Origin of the sequence: Pantoea rwandensis (genome assembly GCF_002095475.1) — a bacterium.
Classification (GTDB): domain Bacteria; phylum Pseudomonadota; class Gammaproteobacteria; order Enterobacterales; family Enterobacteriaceae; genus Pantoea; species Pantoea rwandensis.
Map to the genome: position 1 here is coordinate 61,034 of NZ_MLFR01000003.1, position 17,577 is coordinate 78,610.

The following is a 17,577-nucleotide window of genomic DNA, read 5'->3' on the forward strand; positions in this document are numbered from 1 at the left end:
GCCTCGCTCAGCCTTATCCCGGCAGATGACATTTACCGCCTGTGCGGTTTTACCTTCAATATCCTTGCCCTGCATTTGTAGCGGCGTGCTTCGTCACGCCTGAACTACAAACACGATTACGGAGAAACACCATGGATCTCTCTGCTGTTCAGGCCAAACCGACACGGCGTCGTTATATTACGCTGTTGATGATCTTTATTACGGTGGTGATTTGCTATGTCGACCGCGCTAATTTAGCGGTGGCCTCTGCCCATATTCAGGAAGAGTTCGGTATCAGCAAAGCTGAGATGGGATACGTCTTCTCTGCCTTTGCCTGGTTATATACCCTGTGTCAGATCCCCGGTGGCTGGTTCCTCGATCGCGTCGGTTCCCGCCTGACCTATTTTATTGCCATCTTCGGTTGGTCAGTTGCCACCTTATTCCAGGGTTTTGCCAGCGGACTATTATCGCTGATTGGTTTGCGTGCCATCACCGGCATCTTTGAAGCGCCCGCGTTCCCGACCAACAATCGCTTGGTCACCAGCTGGTTCCCCGAGCAGGAGCGCGCCTCCGCCGTCGGCTTTTACACCTCCGGTCAGTTTGTCGGCCTCGCTTTTCTCACGCCGTTGCTGATCTGGATTCAGGAACTGCTGAGCTGGCACTGGGTGTTCATCATCACAGGCGCTATCGGCATCATCTGGTCGCTGGTGTGGATCAAGTTCTATCAGGCGCCAAGCCAGAGCAAAGGCATCAACCAGGCGGAACTGGACTATATCCGTGAAGGTGGAGCGATGGTCGACGGCGATGCGCCGTCGGCGAAAAAAACGCGCACCAAACTCACTGCTGCGGACTGGAAACTGGTGTTCCATCGCAAGCTGTGCGGCGTATACCTTGGGCAATTCGCGGTTACCTCCACGCTGTGGTTCTTCCTGACCTGGTTCCCGAACTACCTGACACAGGAAAAACACATCTCTGCGCTCACGGCCGGTTTTATGACGACCGTGCCGTTCCTGGCCGCCTTCTTTGGCGTGATTCTTTCTGGCATCGTGGCCGATCGTCTGGTGCGCAGCGGGCGTTCCCTTGGTTTTGCGCGTAAAACGCCAATTATCTGCGGATTGCTGATCTCTACCTGCATCATGGGGGCCAACTACACCAACGATCCGGTATGGATTATGACGCTGATGGCCATCGCATTCTTCGGCAACGGTTTTGCCTCCATCACCTGGTCGCTGGTTTCCTCACTGGCACCGGTGCGTTTGATTGGATTGACCGGTGGGATGTTCAACTTTATCGGAGGTTTGGGCGGTATTACTGTGCCGCTGGTGGTGGGCTATCTGGCGCAGGATTATGGCTTTGCCCCGGCTCTGGTGTATATCTCTGCCGTGGCGTTGGTCGGTGCGCTGTCGTATATCCTATTGGTCGGGGATGTAAAACGCGTGGGGTGATTGCCAAACCACATGGGTTATTTGCAGGGTCGCCATTTATGGCGTAATGCTTGTCAGTTAAGCATTAGGTGATAACGCAGTCTGGTGCCGCTCTGGGGCTGGCTGCCCTCGCGCCGCTGACGCGGTACCTTCACTTCACTCGTCCGCCTGACGGACCGGCGCAGACGGGACTTTCCCTGTCCCGGCTGCACCTTTCGCCAGCATCCATGCTGGCTCTCCTGGCTTCCTCATTCTGTTCAGCGCTGCGAAATGCCAGCCCCAGAGCGGCACCAGCCTGCTTGCTGACATCTGTTTACGCTTTTGGAAAGGGCGAGATGTTTCAGGAGGTAGCATTTTTACTGCTATAAAGGGCGCCATTTTAAGAAAATGACAGCCTCACCTGAAGAGCCCCTTAACTGACAAGCATTACGCCATTTATGGCGGCCATTGTGAATGGCAAACTTGCTGCACCCCCTCTCAAAATCGCGTAATTTGTTCGGCAACTGTTGGATGTAAGGTTGCCTCATGTCAGAAAAACAACTCACTTTTGCACAGCGTCACCATCAACTCACCAATATCAACGTCTGGACCGCCGACAGCCAGTGGCTGGCGTTTGATGTTCGCCCGTCGGGGGCTTCTTTTACCAGCTTAACCATCGAGCGCGTCAACGTGGCAAGCGGTGTGGTCGAAGTGCTGTATCAGGCTCGCGATGGCGCGCACGTTGGTGTTGTCACCGTGAGTCCAGACCTGCCGCCGCGCTATGTGTGTATTCATGGCCCCGAACATCCCGATGCGCACTGGCACTACGATTTTCATCATCGCCGTGGCGTGATCGTGCAGCAGAGCCATGCCGAGAATCTCGACGCCTGTGACATCACCGCGCCCTACACGGCGGGTGCTTTACGCGGCGGTTCACATGTTCACGTCTTCAGCCCCGACGGATCGCGCCTCAGCTTTACCTATAATGATCATGTGATGCATGAGAAAGATGTGCATGACGATCTTCGCAACGTGGGTGTGGCCGTACCGCTGCATCCGGTGTGCCCGCCTAAGCAGCATCCGCGTGAATATGATGGCAGCCATTACTGTGTGCTGGTGAGTCAGACCACGCGCGATCCACAGCCGGGCAGCGATCAGATTGACCGTGCCTACGAGGAGTGCTGGATTGGCGATCGTGGTTATCAGAAACCGGATGGCAGCTGGCAGCGTTGGGCGCTGGCCTTTATTGGCGATACGCGCGCCGCGAACGGTGACAAAGTCCCCGAAGTGTTTGTGGTGGATCTGCCAGAGGCAACTGGTGATTACGCGAAAGCGGGCGCATCACCGCTACAGGGCACAGCGGATAAATTGCCTGCGCCGCCGGCCGGTGTGAAGCAGCGTCGCGTCACGCACAGCAAAGGGTTGGCTTTGCAGCCACGACATTGGCTGCGCGCCGCACCAGACGGCAGCGCCATCGCTTTTCTGCTGGCCGACGATCAGGGTGTCGTGCAGCTGTGGAGCGTTTCGCCAAACGGCGGCGTACCGCGTCAGATTACCCAGCTCAGCAGCAGTATTCAGTCGGCCTTGAGCTGGCAGCCAAGCGGTGAAGCCATCACCTTCATTTGTGATAACAGCGTGATGCGTTGTGATGTGGCCACCGGGCACTGTACGCGTTTAACCGATCGCAGCGAACTTCCGCCATCCGGTGATGCGGTGGTGTGGTCGCCAGACGGTAAGCAGATCGCGTATATGCGTGATGTAGACGGCTGGCGTCAGCTGTTTTGCGTCAGTGCGATACCGGCGGCATAGACGCTGCGGTGGCGAGGCTGGCCTCAGTGCCGGCCATCTTTTCGCTCTGCAGAACACGGTCATGCGCCGAATGACTGTCAGAGCGGAAGTAGTCCCACGGCAACAAAATGGTGTCCAGTACTGCGGAGAAGGGCAGGTCGATCGCCGCCAGCGGCTTGATCGCCCAGCTGGTATTATCATCGGCAATGAGATCTGCGCTGGCACGTGTGCCGGGGTAATAGCCTTGGCTGGCGCCGGTGTGAGTCATGACGCTGGAGCAACCCGAAGTAGTCAAAACACCGCAAACCAGAAGACCTGTCAGCGGAAAGCCTTTCATCATTTTCATCATCATCATCCCTACAGCCATGACATGATATCTGGCTGGAGTGTGTCTCTTGCATGCAGCATTGCTCTGTGGCGATGTCTTGCTATACAGGCGAAGAATTCCTGAGTGTATGCTATTTCGTCAAAATTGCTGCAAAAAAATACGTATTGGCCTTGAAAGCGTGGTTCTCGCACCCATTTTTAAGGAACGGTCACGTTGCTGTCGCCGACAGGGACAGCAGTGGGCCGCACAACCTGTCCATGGTGGAAGGTTGCCAAAACTTGCTGATTTTCAGGAGTCTTTTTATGCGTAACTTTGATCTCACTCCGCTTTATCGTTCTGCTATTGGTTTCGACCGTCTGTTCAGCCTGCTTGAGTCCAATCAGAACCAGGCCAATGGTGGCTATCCTCCTTACAATGTCGAGCTGGTGGATGAAAACCACTATCGCATCACCATTGCCGTTGCAGGCTTTGCCCAGAGCGAGTTAGATATCACTTCACACGACAATGTACTGATTATTCGCGGCGCGCATCCTGAAGAGCAACCGGAGCGCAAATACCTTTATCAGGGTATCGCCGAGCGTAATTTTGAGCGCAAATTCCAGCTGGCCGACCACATCGTGGTGCGCGATGCGCGTCTCGAACTGGGCCTGCTGAGCATCGATCTGGAACGTATCGTTCCTGAAGAGGCAAAACCGCGCCGGATTGAAATCCTTAACTAAGGATGTTGTGTCGAGAAGTGAAACGCCGCAGAAATGCGGCGTTTTTGTTTCTGCAGATCAGGTCCGTACCCATAATCGCTGGCTCACCATCCCACCAAACACATTCACTAGCAGGCCGAGAATAATGACCGACGCCCCAATGATTTCTTGTGCAGACAGGGTTTCGTCCAGAACGAGTGCGGCACTCAGGATACCAACGACGGGCACCAGCAGTGACAGCGGTGCCACGCGCCAGGTCTCATAGCGACTGAGCAGATTACCCCAAATCGCGTAACCCACAATGGTGGCCACAAAGGCCAGATAGATCAGCGCCAATACCGTTTGCAACGAGATATTCAGCAGACTGGTGACAATCGCCGCTTCGCCGTCGAACCACCACGAGCAGGCGAAAAACGGCACCACCGGCACCAGTGCACTCCACACCACCAGCGACATCACTGGCACGTTACGGTTACGCAGAATAATCTTGTTGGTGATATTGCCCAAGCCCCATGACAGCGCTGCTGCCAGCGTCAACATCATGGTTGTCAGGGTTATGCCTGCCGTGGTCTGGCCTTCCATGCCCGCACTGGCCAGCATAAACATACCCAGTGTCGCCACCAGAATCCCTGCGATGTGGTTCCAACGCAGCTTCTCTGCCAGAAACAAGGCACCCAGCAACAGGGTAAAGAACGCCTGCGCCTGTAATACCAATGAGGCCAGTCCGGCTGGCATCCCAAGTTTGATGGCAAGGAACAGGAAGGCGAATTGACCAAAGCTAATGGTCATGCCGTACACCACCAGCCAACGCAGGGGGATCTTCGGGCGCTTCACAAAGAAGATCGCCGGGAAGGCCACCAGCGCAAAGCGTAAACCCGCTAACAAAAACGGTGGCATGTCGTGCAAACCCAGTTTGATCACCACAAAGTTCACACCCCACACCACCACCACACACAGCGCTAACATCATATCTTTGACTGACATACTCGTTCCTTACAGCCGCTTCAGGCGGTTGCCGTCACCGGAGTGGCGATATCTGCACAACAGTCATCGCCGACAACACGAAAGAAATCATCCACATTCAGCGCCACAGAGCGCTCCAACGCACCGGCGTTAAACCACAGCGTGCCGACATCGCGTAGACGCGCATCGACGCGCAGCGCCAGCCGATCATCAAAACTAAAAGGAGGCACTGCACCCATTACGCACTGCGTTAACTCCTGCGCTTTCTCAGGTGCAGCAAAGCTCGACTTCTTGCCACCGATGGCGCGCGCGGCGCTTTTGAAGTTAATCTTGCAGTCGCCCGGCACAATCGCCAGCAGGTAACGCGCATCGGCACCGTCAGGCATGGTCACTTCCAGCACCATCGCTTTGGCCGCCTGATTAAGATCGTTGCCGCGAATCGCGCTGATCACGTCGGTCTGGCCGATGGCCTCATGCTCCACCACGCGATATTGCGCGTGGTGTTGATCCAGCAGGGCGGTGATTTTTTCATAGGTATTCATGTTCATCTCCTCATCGAAGGCCCAGCGTTAACTCCAGGCAATGGCGTGCTTCATTTTTTTGTCGGTCAGGCCAAAGAAAAAGCCCATGGTGATGCGCGTGTCGCCTTCCACGCGATCAATCTCGTGATAAAAAGCAGGATTAAACAGATAGATATCGCCGCTGCGGGGGGAGAACTCACAGGCCTCGCTTTGCTCAATCACGCCGGTTTGGTATCCAAGTTCACCCGGCGTTTTAAAGCGCTCATCAATTGGCTCCCACTTCTTATTGAAGATGCGCAGCTCACCGCCGGCGTCGCACTCTTGCAAGCAGACCACGCAGCTCAGTTGATGCAGGATGTTGGTCACGGCCAGACCACTGCCAGCGGCATCGCGCACGATGTTGTCGTTATGCAGTGGGTTGGCAACGCCGTTGGCGTGGAAGCGCACGATCGAACCCGCATAGTTGCCCAGTTCTGGCTCGCTGGCGGTTTGCAGGCTCTCCAGACGCAGAGAATGTTTCACCCAGTTGTAGACCTGATCGCGCAAGCAGTGCAGCGAGGGAGGCAACGCAGGCTGAATATCACGCAGTTCGGTGAAGTAGTTTTCTGGCGCGCGGGTGTGCTTGGCCAGATAGGGGCCGAGTGTGGTCAGCGCCCCGTTAGGGTAGTGTGAGACGCGCACCTCTTGGCGGCACTGTTGCAAATCATCGACCACCGCTTCGCGCACGTCCGGCGTCAGAAAATTGCGCAGCACCAGTAGCGGCACGCGCGCTGTCACGATGTCATCCAGCCAGGCACTTTCGACAAACATCTTAGGATTGATAACGCGTATCTGATTGAAAATGGCCATGCTGATCACTCCCCAAATGGAAATTCATGAAGTTCATGGTTGTTCATACGGTGCCAGTCAGACGCCGTGCCCAGTGCAGCAATAGGTTCAGAAGAGATAATGGTAGTGTTGTTGTTATGCAGACGGTGCAGCGTGAAATAGTTGGGATAAGGGGTATCTTCAGGATGCCACTGCCACGCCCAGGCTTTATCGCGCGTCACAAAAATGGCATTGGCGGCGCTGCCACCCGGTGCCACGCGAGCCATTTTTTCACGCAGATAATCACGCGTGAAATCAGCGGGGGTGGCTTGGTCGACGATATATTCCAGATATTCGGCAGAGTCGAAACGCGATTCGGCCATCCCTAATTGTGCATACACGGTGGGCAAAAAACCGTTATGCATCATGTACCACTGCGTGGCGCCGCTGGTGCGCCACAGCGGATGAGAAAACTCGATTCCTTGATTTTTGCTCAGTGTGGCATGGCGCACATGTACCGCCAGAAAACGGCTGTGGCGTAAACGGTCCACATCAATGCCGGGCAACGCATCGGCGAAGGTGCCGGTGCCGTGCAGGGTGCGAATATGCCCCTGTTCCCGCCACAAACACCCCCAGCCATTAGGGTGTTGCTTAATCGGACCCTCATGCATGGCGGTTTCGCCACAACTCATGGCGCGAGCGGCATCGAGCACCGCCGCGGCATCAAACTGGCCGTGTGCCAGAATCATTCTGCACATAGTAAATCTCTCCGTGAAACTAAAGCAGGAACCTCGAGGATGTGATGGAACACCGCCAGTACTTCGTCGCGGCTATCAGCAGCGAGGCAGAAGGTGGCCAGAATTCCGGCATGGCGAGTGAGGTCGGAATAAAGAGAGGATCGCGGTGATACCTCTAGCTTCGGTAGATTGAGTGGCGGCAGCAATTGACCGCGCTGGTGCTGCTCGATCCAGCGCTCTGCGGCGTCATGCTGCAAACGCTGACGCAGACGCAAGCGCCCAATGGCTTGGGATTGCGGCGAGAAGTGTAGCCGAGGCAATCCGTTCCCCGCTTCAATCTGAAATGCCACATCGGCCCAGTTGATGCCGGTGACTTCCTGTACCAGATTCACCACCCCCATGCCTGATAAGCGGAAGCCCATTTCCAAGAAGTGCGGTTCACCGTTCACCATAATAAAATCGATATGGAATGCGCCTTGGCGATAGCCCAATGTTTCACAACAGAAATTCATCAGGCTGGCAAACGTGGCCGGCAGGTGCTGTGCTGAGGTTGCCACATGGCCAGATTCGTAGAAGCTAATACAGCCGTCACTGTCGATATGGTGCTCAATCACCTTCTGGCAGCAGGTCAGCGCCACCGCGTGGCCGTTGTCCACCACGCCCTGAAGCGAGTATTCATCCCCTGCCAGCCAGCTTTCGACAATAAAGCCACTAAAGCCGCGCCCGCCGTAATTCACTGTTTCTACCAGCTTGGCGATCACCGCATCCAACTGGCTGGCCTCTTCCACCAGCCAGATACCCAGCCCCCCACCGCCATCCACCGGTTTGATGACGCACGGATAGAGCAGGGCATCGCGCGCATCACGGATGCTGAGCGGCGAGGCAAAGAAGCGAAACTCCGGTTGGGGAAAGCGTGGCCAGGCTTTACGCAATGCCATGCGCTGCGCGTACTTATCGGGCGGGATAAAGCACGGCCCCGCATCTGGCCCGGCCAGCAGTTCACGCACGCGACCAGCGCTGGCGTTGTAGGCTTCGAAGCCCGCCAGCACCACATGAGGATGTTCCAGTAACCCGGCGCGCAGGCAAGCTTGCAGCACATCCCACGGATTTTCTGGGCGATCGAGACGCACAATCAGATCGAACGGATGCTGGATGCTTAAGCTTTGATAGTCGACAAAGTCGCCCATCTCCGCCAGCACGGTAAAATAGCCTTCGCGTTTTGCCACCGCGCAGTACGGGTTTTGTCCATCACGCGTGGCGCCAATCTGCAGGAAAATCTTTCTCATCGCGTTGCCTTACCGGGTTAGCGCCCGGAGATCACTTCAGTGACGATGTCTTGCAAGGCACCGTTGTTGACCTGAATCACTGCCTTATGCGGATCAAAACGCAGTACGCGCGAGAGCGCATCGCCGCGCGACCCATCCAGCAGTGAACTGACTTGCGCGCTGCGCCAGCATTGACGCAACTGCGCCACCGTCAGGCCAGATAGCTGCTCCAACTGCTGGGCCAGTAACACGTCATCGCTGTCGCCGCGCAGCAGTGCGCGAATCGCCTGCTCATCGGGCGCCTCGTTTAACTGCTGTAGCCAAGCGTTAAGCTGGTGTCCTTGTGCAATAAACGGCGAGTAGATCATGCAGACCAGCTGGCTTTCGTTGAGGCCAAACGCCTGTTCGGCAAACTGGGCGGCACGCTGGCGCGCCCTCTCAATTGCGGCATCGTCCTGATAACGCGCGGCCATTTCCGCTATCAGCTGGGGTGGAAAATCTTTCTGCTCCATCAGGCCGAGGGCAAAGCGCACATATTCGCGAATGCCTTCGGCGTAGCTGCGCTGCATCAGCGTCTCTGCACGCAGACCGCGAATATGTGCCATTAACGTCGGGTTGCCACAGTCCGATTCAGAGAAGCTGAACATCAGCTCATCGAAGCGGAAGTGCATGAATTCAGTCAGTAACGCCCAGTGCGCACCGGCTTCATAGGCGGTGTCCTGATAGATGTTGAAGAACAGCGGATCGCGCTCCAGCTGCCAGGTGATGCGGTGCGCCGGGGTGACCTGATCGGCACCATAGATATCAGCGAAATAGCGTTCCGCTACACCATCCAGCGTTTGCAGGAAACCGCTAAAGCCGCGTGATTTATCGGCCACAGGGGCATTAAACAGGCGGGAGAGATGGCGAGCCCAGGCCAGATAGGCGGTTTGTTCCTGCGGTGAATCGCCGGTGATGATCACATCGACGCCACCTTCAAAGTGGGCCGCCAGGCCAAAGGAGTTGACCATGCTGAGGTTGCAGGCGTTGCAAAAGGTCGAGCGCGCATCTGCCCGGAAGCGGTGACCATTCATCAGCACATCGTTGCGATTTTGTTGGCGCACGCTGTCGGGCATCGGCAAGTGGCGATCGAAGTGGCGAATTTGCAAGCCGTCGGTCACCAGGCATTCGGTAAAGTCATCGTTGTGGATCTGCAAAGCGCGGTACACGCGATCAATATTTTCCATCACGCTGTCATTCATCGCCGCATGACGGTTGGTGCTGATACGCAGTTGGAAGGTGCTGCCGTGCTGCTGCCAAATCAGCCCCTGAATGTAGCGCACATACGCCACCATATAGCTGCTGTCTTTGCCACCGCCATAAGCGAGCAGGACACGATTTTTAGCGGGGTGTTCGCTATCGGGTAGGGCGGCCAGTAAACGTTGAGAACAGCGTTGAGCAGAATCGATAATTGCAGGGGTGAGATAGCCTTCAATTTCTCTCATCATGGTGGACAGATTATTCATTTTTCACTTCATCCTTTGGCTAATAAAATCGCAGCTGCCGTGCTGGCGGCAACTGTCGGGAAAATGGGCCACGAAGGTGCAACGGAATGAATGTCTGAGGCTGAATTAACAGATGCAGCCTAAAGTACTTTGAATGTAATCTGATGGATACGCACAGATCAGCACGATATGGGGTGGAACAGATGACGGATGGAACGGGTGAACAGGAGAGTCAGAGTAGTCGTTACCGTCAGATCGCAGAGCAGATAAAACAAGCGATTCACAGCGGATCGCTGCCGCCCGATAGCCGTCTACCCTCGGTGCGCACGCTGGCGACGCAGTACAGTGTCAGTATGACCACTGCGTTGAAAACATTACGCACGCTGGAGGATGAGCACTATGCCGTGGCGCGTCCCAAGTCCGGTTTTTTTGTTGCGCCGCGTAAGGTAGAGAAGGCCTTACCCGCCACGACCCATAGCGAGCAGCCGCGTGAAGTGGCGCCGCTGGATGAGCAAACTGAGCTGCATTTGGCGATGCTCGGCTCCGATTGTCGTGTGCGGCTGGACCTGGCGAACGGGGATATCTCGCTCTACCCGGTCAAGAAAATTGGCCTGTTGATGCGCCAGATGGGTTACAGCAAACCGGCGCTGCTGGGTAACACCGTGAAAGGTACGGGCTATGCGCCGCTCAAAGCGGAGATTGCGCGCCGTGCGGTGGATTATGGCTGCAATATCAGCGCTGATGACATCCTGATCACCAACGGCTGTATCGAAGCGATTTCACTCGCACTGCGGGCGACCACGCGTCCCGGCGACATCGTGGCAGTGGAATCGCCCTGCTACTTCGTGCTGTTACAGATGCTGCATAACCTCAACCTGCGCGTGATTGAAGTGGAAGCCGGACCCGAAGGCTACGTCAACGTCACCAAACTCACCACCCTGTTCCAACGCAAAGCCGTGCAGGCTTACCTCACCATCAACAACATCAACAATCCACTGGGAAAAAGCATTCCTAACGAGCAGAAGGCGTACATTGCCCGTCAGGCTGATGAGAACGATGTGGTGATCATTGAAGACGATATTTTTGGTGATACGGCGTTTGGCGATCGCCGACCTTTCCCGATGCGCGCGTTCAGCCCGAATGCCATTCTATGTAGTGGTTTTTCGAAAACGGTAGCACCCGGCATCCGCATTGGCTGGGTGCATAGCAGCAATTACATGCGCAAAATCGCCTCGCTGAAATACACCACCAGCATGGGCACTTCGGTGTTGTCGCAAGCGGCGATTGCCGAGCTGTTACGCAGCGGTGGCTACGACGCGCACCTGCGTAAGTTGCGTCGTGAACTCAAGAATCAAATCCACCATATGCGCCAAGCGGTGCTGCGCTATTTCCCGGCTGGCACGCGGGTGTCAGAGCCAGAAGGCGGTTACGTGCTGTGGGTAGAGATGCCAATGCAGGCATTGAACGTGCGCGCACTGTTTCTGAAGGCGCGTAACGCGGGCATCGGCATCGCGCCGGGGCATATCTTCGCCACCGATCACCGCTACGATCACTGCTTCCGACTGAATGCCGGTTTTGGCTGGAATGCGGAAGTGGAGGAAGCAATCAAACAGTTGGCGCAGTGGTGTCAGTTATCGCTGGTGGCGAATAAATAGAGATTATTTGGAAGTGGTTCACAAAGTTAAATAAATTTCGGCGGTTCATCTTATTATTCGTTACCAGTTAATAGAATCGCTAATTTATTCTTGTTTGGCTTGGTTTATTATTAGAACTATGGAATAGATGACAAGGATAAGTAATGAAGATTTTTGGAAAGGATATCCCTACACGTGGAATCATTATTAGCGCATTGTGGATTTGGACTTTTTTCGCTCTCTCGCATGAATCATCGCCCTATGTTCCGGTGAATAATCCCGGCTGGAAAGGTGTTGTGGCATGGTTATTTATGTTGATCGGAGCCTATGCTTTTTATTCAAGCCTGTTCCGATTTTATGACTGGTACAATAATAAATAATCAATTAACGCCTCCGAAACTTATTCGAGAGGCGTTATTAAGAGATCGGTTTAGCCAATCTTCTCCAGCTCTTCCGCCAATATCTGCACCGCGCGTTCAATCTGCTCCGCATCCGGTACATAGTTCATGCGCATACACTGATGCGTATGCGGCCATTCCTGTTCCAGACCGGGGAAGAAGAAGTGGCCCGGCACCATCAGCACGCCGCGCGCTTTCAGGCGTTGATAGAGTGCTTCAGTGCTGATCGGCAGGTCACGGAACCACAGCCAGAGGAAAATCGCGCCTTCGGGTTTATGAATCAGACAGCGATCTTCTGGCAGATAGCGGCGCAGAATCGCAATCGTCTCGCTCACCTTGGCCTGATAGAACGGTTTGATCACCTCTTCCGACAGACGCAGCAAATCGCCGCGTACAATCATTTCGGTCGCGATGGCAGGCCCAATACTGCCTGGCGCTAAGCTAATAATCCCATTCATGTTGCCAATGGCACTGATGGTGTTCTCATCGGCGACGATAATGCCGCAACGTGCACCAGGCAGGCCGAGTTTCGACAAGCTCATGCACAAGATGGTGTTCGGGTTCCACAGTGGACGTGCTTCGCTAAAGATAATGCCAGGGAAGGGCACACCGTAGGCGTTGTCGATCAACAAAGGCACGCCGTGCTGCTGTGCCAGTGCATCCAACTGCATCAATTCATCATCGGTAATCACATTACCGGTGGGGTTGGTGGGGCGTGACACGCAAATCAGACCCACATCGTCATTCAGCGGCAGGTGATCAAAATCAACGTGATATTTGAACTGGCCTTCAGGTAACAGCTCAATGTTCGGTTTGGCAGAAACGAACAGATCCTCTTCTAACCCTGCATCCGCGTAACCAAGATATTCCGGCGCTAATGGGAACAGCACGCGCTTTTTACTGCCATCTGCGCGACGACCGGCGAACAGGTTAAACAGATAGAAGAACGCACTCTGGCTACCATTGGTGAGCGCAATGTTCTGTGCGGTGACTGACCAGCCCAACTCTTCACGCAGCATCTTCGCCAGCGCATCTAGCAGCAGCGCTTTGCCGCGTGGACCGTCATAATTACATAGCGCTTCGCTTAGTTTGCCGTCCTGATGCATCTGCAGCAGTAACTGGTTGAAGTAGTCATTGATGGCCGGGATCTGCGCCGGATTTCCGCCACCCAGCATAATGGTACCGGGCGTGCGCAGGCCTTCACCCATGTCTTCCATCAGACGTGAGATGCCGGAGTGTTGAGTAAATTTGTCGCCGAACTGAGAAAAGGACATAAGAAGTTAAAACATTGTGAGCAGGGGGAGACCACCATAGCGCCCGCCGGGGGCAGGCGCAATGGGTAAAGCTGTACGCTTAAGCCTGAATCTGCGGGTTAACGCAGTTTTTTTCCACCTTACCGCTTAATGCAGCGATCAGGTTATCGACAGCATCACGCGCCATACCGTAGCGGGTTTCATGGGTCGCAGAACCGATGTGCGGCAGGGCGACCACGTTTGGCAGTGTGAGGATTTCTGCCTCGGCAGGGACAGGCTCCACTTCAAATACGTCCAGACCGGCAGCATGGATGGTGCCGTCTTTCAGTGCGGCGGTCAGCGCTTCTTGATCGACCACGGGACCACGGCCGGCATTAATCAGAATCGCGCTGGGCTTCATCATCTTAAGCTGTGCCGCACCTATCATATGGTGCGTCTGTTCGGTCAGCGGCAGGCTGATGCAAACAAAGTCACTCTCTTTCAGCAGGGTTTCTACATCACAGGCGCGCGCACCGAAGCGGGTTTCCGCCTCCTCATGCTGGCGACGTGCGTTATAGAGTATGTTCATGCCGAAACCGAAGTGCGCACGCTGTGCCAGCGCCAGGCCGATGCGACCCATGCCGAGAATACCGAGGGTTTTGTGATGCACATCCACACCGTAATGTTCTGGCCCGATGCTTTTCTTCCACTCGCCCGCTTTAACCCATTTATCCAACTCAGTGACACGACGCGCGGTGCTCAGTACCAGTGACATCATGGTATCAGCAACGGTTTCTGTCAGTACCGTCGGCGTGTGCATCAGCAGCACTTTGCGCTGATTGAGCGCATCAACGTCAAAGTTGTCGTAACCCACTGACACGGTGGAACAGGCGCGCAGTGCCGGCATGGCCGCCAGCAAGTCGCCATTTACCTTACCGCCAGAACCCAACAGACCCTGCGCTTCTGCAAACTGTGCGGCATGCTGCTGCACGGTTTCGGGTGAGACGTCGCGCACTTCGGTCACGGTAAAATGGGCATCCAGTTTAGCGCGCAGATCGTCTGGCAGGCTCTTATAAAGAATCACAGCAGGTTTCATCGTTTGCTCCCTGTAGAATGTGTGACGGGCGACCAGAGCCGCCCGGAAATGTCATCTTTTACGCTTTCAGGCGTGCTTCGCCCCATGAATCGGTGATGTCTTGTTCTCCGCTGGCTTGACGATTAGCGTCAGCCACACCGATACCAGCAGCGCGGCACCCATAAAGATGTAAGAGGCAGCAGGACTGCCGGTTGCGCCATTAAGATAGCCTACAACCCAGGAACCGAGGAAGGAACCGAGTGCGCCCATGCTGTTGATCAACGCCATGGCACCACCCGCAACATTGCGCGGCAGCATTTCAGTAATTAGGGCGAAGAACGGGCCGTAAGGGGCATACATCGCGCCACCGGCAATCACCAGCAGGGCATATGACAGCCAGAAATGGCTGGAGCCGACCAGATATGAGCCGATGAAAGCCAGCGCCCCAATCAGCAGCAGCGGCCAGACAAACAGCTTACGGTTTTGCTTTTTGTCAGAGGCCCAGGACACGACAATCATCGCGATGGTCGCGACCAGGTACGGCACCGCCGAAAGCCAACCCGCTTCCACCATACCCATCTGCGTACCGTTTCGCAAAATCGAAGGCAGCCACAGCACAAATCCGTAAACGCCAATGCTCCAGGCAAAATATTGCATGCAGAGAATAATCACATTGCGATTGCGGAAGGCTTCACCATAGTTACGTACCGCTTTGATCCCTTCCTGTTCCTTCTGCAACTGGGCCTGTAGGGCAGATTTCTCTTCGTCGCTCATCCATTTGGCCTGCGCGGGTTTATCCTGCACCAGGAACCACCAGGCCACCGCCCAAATCACGGCTGGAATGCCTTCGAAGATGAACATTTCTCGCCAGCCGAAGGCGTTGATCAGATAACCCGACACCACCGACATCCACAGCACCGTCACCGGATTACCCAGGATCAGGAAGGTATTAGCGCGTGAACGCTCGGACTTGGTGAACCAGTTGCTGATGTAAATCAGCATCGCGGGCATGACGGCGGCTTCTACCACGCCGAGCACAAAACGTATGGCGGCCAGCATCGGGATATTGCTGACGATACCCGTTAACGAGGCACAGCCACCCCATAAAATCAGGCACCAGAAAATCAGCTTCTTCACGCTGCGGCGTTCGGCATACACCGCGCCGGGGATCTGGAAGAAGAAATAGCCAAGGAAGAACAGGGCACCCAGTAGCGATGACATGCCTTTGGTGATGCCGAGATCGTCATTAATCCCTGCGGCAGAGGCGAAGCTAAAGTTCGCCCGGTCCAGATACGCCAGACTGTAGGTGATAAACACGATGGGCATGATAAACCACCAGCGTTTTGGCGCGATTGTCTGCGATTTCATGGGTGACTCCTCTGTTTTGAGGTGGGCACATTCAATGGATGCGCCTCGAAATAATAGGTTTGTAGGTACAGTGGTATGGCATTTACTTGTCATCGTAGCGGCGCGATTTATCTCGCCTGTATCAGACGCATAATGTGGTCTGACAGGTGCTATAGCTCGCGCCGCGACGATCAGGTTTCATGATTAATAATCACCCAGCGCCGCGCGCGTCGGCAGCCCTTCGCTGTCGCCCGCGACCTGAATCGCCAGCGAACCGATTTTATTGCCGCGCAGAATCGCCTGCGGCAGCGATTTTCCTTCCAGTAGTGCGCTGATCAGCCCAACCGCAAAGCCATCACCCGCGCCGACGGTATCCACCACGTTATCCACCTGAATCGGTGCGACCTGGCCTTTTTCGCCCTCGGCGGTTTTGTACCAGGCACCGTCGCAGCCGGTTTTGATCACCACTGCGCGTACCCCTTTATCCAGATAGAAATCCGCAATGGCTTCCGGCTGCTGATAACCGGTCAGGATGAAACCCTCTTTCTCACCCGGCAACACCCAATCTGCGTATTCTGCCAGTAAATTCAGCTGCTTACGCATATCTGCTTCGCTACGCCACAGTACTGGGCGCAGGTTAGGATCAAAGGAGATGGTTTTACCGCGCACGCGCATCTCTTTTGCTGCGTGCTGGGTCAAGTCAAGCGAGCTGTCAGAGATCGCAGCAGCGACACCACTCAGATGCAAATGGCGCGCGTTGCCGAAGTAATCGGCGTTGAAATCGTCAGGCGAAAGGTGGCTGGCGGCAGAGCCTTGGCGGAAATATTCCACCTCAGGATCTGAACCGTCATCCACGCGTGACTTGAGCTGAAAACCGGTGCGGTAGCGTGCATCGGTGGTCACGCAGTGATGGTCGACCTGCTCTTTCGCCAGCTGCTGTAGAGTGAAACGACCAAAGCTGTCATCACCCACTCGGCTAACCCAACCCACCTGCAAACCGAGGCGCGCCAGACCGATCGCCACATTGAGTTCGGCACCGGCAATGCGTTTGACGAAGCCCTCTGCTGCGGCGAGATCGCCAGCCTGCTGTGCGATGAACATCGCCATCGCTTCGCCAATCGTCACGACATCCAGCTGCTTCATGATGGATTCCTTACAGCGCACGCAGTACATCAACGTAGTGGCGTGTCACCGCCAACAGGTCTGCGCCTTCCAGCGGAAACTCAATGCCACGCGGCGCATCTTTCGGCAGGGCGCTGAGCAATGCACGCCAGCTGCCATCGGTTTCATCCAGCGCAATCGCACGGAAGGTCTCGCCATGCGGCACGGCCGCTTTAACATGAATGTAGCTGACATAACGGCTGAGCTGAGCGGCGGCTTGCAGTGCGTCTTCTCCCGTCCACTGCCAGTTAGCCATGTCGAACGTCATGTCCAGCGGCAAAGCGGCATCACAGGCGCGATGGAAGAAATTCAGCATCGGAGCCAGTTTGCTGTCCGGCGTTTGATCGTTTTCCACTACCACGGTCACCGGCGATGCGGCCAGCACCTCAACCAGTGAAACGTCGGAGAGATCGACAAAATGACCGAGCGCAATTTTCAAACGTTTTGCGCCAATCTGCTCCGCTTCCAGCAGGAATTGCGCCAGGCGCGGGTTGAGCGCGCCATCTGCCAGCCATAATGCTTCTGGCACGGAGTAGCTGGCGCTGAGCTGTTGCTGCGCAATCGCTTTATTCAGTGTATGTAACCTGAGCAAGTCATCTTCGCTAAATAGCTCACGGCGGATTTCAACGCCATCAGCCCCGGCGGCTTTAATCAGGGGAAGGAGCGCGGTTTGGCCACCTAGCTCGGCAACTTTCTGTGCGCCATAGGCGGCGGCGGTGACGATGATTTCTGGGTTTGCCATTTTTGTCTCTCCTTT

The 17,577-nt window shown here is 55.4% G+C and carries 17 protein-coding genes; 5 read left to right on the plus strand and 12 right to left on the minus strand.

All coding sequences use genetic code 11. The features are described 5' to 3' along the window. Positions 1 to 131: 131 nt before the first annotated feature. Positions 132 to 1,424, plus strand: coding sequence for an MFS transporter (locus HA51_RS05440; RefSeq protein ID WP_084932875.1), 1,293 nt, complete (start codon positions 132 to 134; stop codon positions 1,422 to 1,424). 504 nt (positions 1,425 to 1,928) lie between these two features. Further along, a complete protein-coding gene (locus HA51_RS05450) occupies positions 1,929 to 3,191 on the plus strand; it encodes a YidR family protein (RefSeq protein ID WP_084932878.1) in 1,263 nt (420 codons plus the stop codon). Here the strand turns inward: HA51_RS05450 and HA51_RS05455 are convergent. Then, on the minus strand, positions 3,169 to 3,516 hold the full coding sequence (locus tag HA51_RS05455) for a YceK/YidQ family lipoprotein (RefSeq protein WP_084933305.1): 348 nt from the start codon (positions 3,514 to 3,516) through the stop codon (positions 3,169 to 3,171). The two genes, HA51_RS05450 and HA51_RS05455, sit on opposite strands and share 23 nt — an antisense overlap. A 284-nt stretch (positions 3,517 to 3,800) precedes the next feature. On the opposite strand from HA51_RS05455, the gene ibpA reads away from it, so the two are divergent. Beyond that, on the plus strand, positions 3,801 to 4,217 hold the full coding sequence (gene ibpA / locus HA51_RS05460; RefSeq protein ID WP_034830093.1) for a small heat shock chaperone IbpA: 417 nt from the start codon (positions 3,801 to 3,803) through the stop codon (positions 4,215 to 4,217). Between the two features lie 57 nt (positions 4,218 to 4,274). Here ibpA and HA51_RS05465 read toward each other — a convergent pair whose 3' ends face one another. The 6 genes from HA51_RS05465 to HA51_RS05490 are packed head-to-tail and all read right to left on the minus strand — an operon-like array spanning position 4,275 to position 9,994. Next, on the minus strand, positions 4,275 to 5,180 hold the full coding sequence (locus HA51_RS05465) for an EamA family transporter (RefSeq protein WP_084932880.1): 906 nt from the start codon (positions 5,178 to 5,180) through the stop codon (positions 4,275 to 4,277). A 20-nt stretch (positions 5,181 to 5,200) separates the two neighbouring features. After that, positions 5,201 to 5,701, minus strand: coding sequence for a YbaK/EbsC family protein (locus tag HA51_RS05470; RefSeq protein WP_084932883.1), 501 nt, complete (start codon positions 5,699 to 5,701; stop codon positions 5,201 to 5,203). A 27-nt stretch (positions 5,702 to 5,728) separates the two neighbouring features. Next, the gene (locus HA51_RS05475) at positions 5,729 to 6,529 is read right to left on the minus strand and encodes a 2OG-Fe(II)-dependent halogenase WelO5 family protein (protein ID WP_084932886.1); all 801 of its coding nucleotides are present in this window, start codon (positions 6,527 to 6,529) and stop codon (positions 5,729 to 5,731) included. Positions 6,530 to 6,534: 5 nt separating this feature from the next. Next, positions 6,535 to 7,245, minus strand: coding sequence for a class II glutamine amidotransferase (locus tag HA51_RS05480; RefSeq protein WP_084932889.1), 711 nt, complete (start codon positions 7,243 to 7,245; stop codon positions 6,535 to 6,537). After that, complete coding sequence (locus tag HA51_RS05485) at positions 7,233 to 8,510, minus strand: ATP-grasp domain-containing protein (protein ID WP_084932892.1); 1,278 nt, start codon at positions 8,508 to 8,510, stop codon at positions 7,233 to 7,235. Before HA51_RS05485 ends, HA51_RS05480 begins: the two co-directional genes overlap by 13 nt. 17 nt (positions 8,511 to 8,527) lie before the next feature. After that, complete coding sequence (locus tag HA51_RS05490; protein ID WP_084932894.1) at positions 8,528 to 9,994, minus strand: hypothetical protein; 1,467 nt, start codon at positions 9,992 to 9,994, stop codon at positions 8,528 to 8,530. Positions 9,995 to 10,176: 182 nt separating this feature from the next. Between HA51_RS05490 and HA51_RS05495 the strand changes: the two genes are divergently transcribed. Continuing rightward, positions 10,177 to 11,628, plus strand: a complete 1,452-nt coding sequence (locus HA51_RS05495; protein WP_084932897.1) for an aminotransferase-like domain-containing protein — start codon at positions 10,177 to 10,179, stop codon at positions 11,626 to 11,628. Between the two features lie 143 nt (positions 11,629 to 11,771). After that, on the plus strand, positions 11,772 to 11,987 hold the full coding sequence (locus HA51_RS05500) for a hypothetical protein (protein ID WP_084932900.1): 216 nt from the start codon (positions 11,772 to 11,774) through the stop codon (positions 11,985 to 11,987). A gap of 50 nt (positions 11,988 to 12,037) precedes the next feature. Here the strand turns inward: HA51_RS05500 and HA51_RS05505 are convergent, their stop codons facing one another. The 5 genes from HA51_RS05505 to HA51_RS05525 all read right to left on the minus strand — a co-directional run bounded on the left by HA51_RS05505 (position 12,038) and on the right by HA51_RS05525 (position 17,562). Further along, positions 12,038 to 13,279: a valine--pyruvate transaminase gene (locus tag HA51_RS05505; RefSeq protein WP_084932903.1), complete on the minus strand. Its 1,242-nt coding sequence runs from the start codon at positions 13,277 to 13,279 to the stop codon at positions 12,038 to 12,040. A 79-nt stretch (positions 13,280 to 13,358) separates the two neighbouring features. Next, on the minus strand, positions 13,359 to 14,333 hold the full coding sequence (gene ghrB / locus HA51_RS05510) for a glyoxylate/hydroxypyruvate reductase GhrB (protein ID WP_084932907.1): 975 nt from the start codon (positions 14,331 to 14,333) through the stop codon (positions 13,359 to 13,361). Between the two features lie 66 nt (positions 14,334 to 14,399). Continuing rightward, positions 14,400 to 15,680 (minus strand): MFS transporter, encoded by a 1,281-nt coding sequence (locus HA51_RS05515; RefSeq protein WP_084932910.1) that lies wholly within the window; start codon positions 15,678 to 15,680, stop codon positions 14,400 to 14,402. Between the two features lie 183 nt (positions 15,681 to 15,863). Beyond that, positions 15,864 to 16,802: a sugar kinase gene (locus HA51_RS05520; protein ID WP_084932912.1), complete on the minus strand. Its 939-nt coding sequence runs from the start codon at positions 16,800 to 16,802 to the stop codon at positions 15,864 to 15,866. Positions 16,803 to 16,812: 10 nt separating this feature from the next. Beyond that, positions 16,813 to 17,562: a sugar phosphate isomerase/epimerase family protein gene (locus HA51_RS05525; RefSeq protein WP_084932913.1), complete on the minus strand. Its 750-nt coding sequence runs from the start codon at positions 17,560 to 17,562 to the stop codon at positions 16,813 to 16,815. Between the last annotated feature and the right edge of the window lie 15 nt (positions 17,563 to 17,577).

Bases quoted from the DNA above. Each gene is read 5' to 3' on its own strand.
- HA51_RS05440 (WP_084932875.1), top strand. From the start codon at position 132: ATGGATCTCTCTGCTGTTCAGGCCAAACCGACACGGCGTCGTTATATT.
- HA51_RS05450 (WP_084932878.1), top strand. From the start codon at position 1,929: ATGTCAGAAAAACAACTCACTTTTGCACAGCGTCACCATCAACTCACC.
- HA51_RS05455 (WP_084933305.1), bottom strand. From the start codon at position 3,516: ATGAAAATGATGAAAGGCTTTCCGCTGACAGGTCTTCTGGTTTGCGGT.
- ibpA (WP_034830093.1), top strand. From the start codon at position 3,801: ATGCGTAACTTTGATCTCACTCCGCTTTATCGTTCTGCTATTGGTTTC.
- HA51_RS05465 (WP_084932880.1), bottom strand. From the start codon at position 5,180: ATGTCAGTCAAAGATATGATGTTAGCGCTGTGTGTGGTGGTGGTGTGG.
- HA51_RS05470 (WP_084932883.1), bottom strand. From the start codon at position 5,701: ATGAATACCTATGAAAAAATCACCGCCCTGCTGGATCAACACCACGCG.
- HA51_RS05475 (WP_084932886.1), bottom strand. From the start codon at position 6,529: ATGGCCATTTTCAATCAGATACGCGTTATCAATCCTAAGATGTTTGTC.
- HA51_RS05480 (WP_084932889.1), bottom strand. From the start codon at position 7,245: ATGTGCAGAATGATTCTGGCACACGGCCAGTTTGATGCCGCGGCGGTG.
- HA51_RS05485 (WP_084932892.1), bottom strand. From the start codon at position 8,510: ATGAGAAAGATTTTCCTGCAGATTGGCGCCACGCGTGATGGACAAAAC.
- HA51_RS05490 (WP_084932894.1), bottom strand. From the start codon at position 9,994: ATGAATAATCTGTCCACCATGATGAGAGAAATTGAAGGCTATCTCACC.
- HA51_RS05495 (WP_084932897.1), top strand. From the start codon at position 10,177: ATGACGGATGGAACGGGTGAACAGGAGAGTCAGAGTAGTCGTTACCGT.
- HA51_RS05500 (WP_084932900.1), top strand. From the start codon at position 11,772: ATGAAGATTTTTGGAAAGGATATCCCTACACGTGGAATCATTATTAGC.
- HA51_RS05505 (WP_084932903.1), bottom strand. From the start codon at position 13,279: ATGTCCTTTTCTCAGTTCGGCGACAAATTTACTCAACACTCCGGCATC.
- ghrB (WP_084932907.1), bottom strand. From the start codon at position 14,333: ATGAAACCTGCTGTGATTCTTTATAAGAGCCTGCCAGACGATCTGCGC.
- HA51_RS05515 (WP_084932910.1), bottom strand. From the start codon at position 15,680: ATGAAATCGCAGACAATCGCGCCAAAACGCTGGTGGTTTATCATGCCC.
- HA51_RS05520 (WP_084932912.1), bottom strand. From the start codon at position 16,802: ATGAAGCAGCTGGATGTCGTGACGATTGGCGAAGCGATGGCGATGTTC.
- HA51_RS05525 (WP_084932913.1), bottom strand. From the start codon at position 17,562: ATGGCAAACCCAGAAATCATCGTCACCGCCGCCGCCTATGGCGCACAG.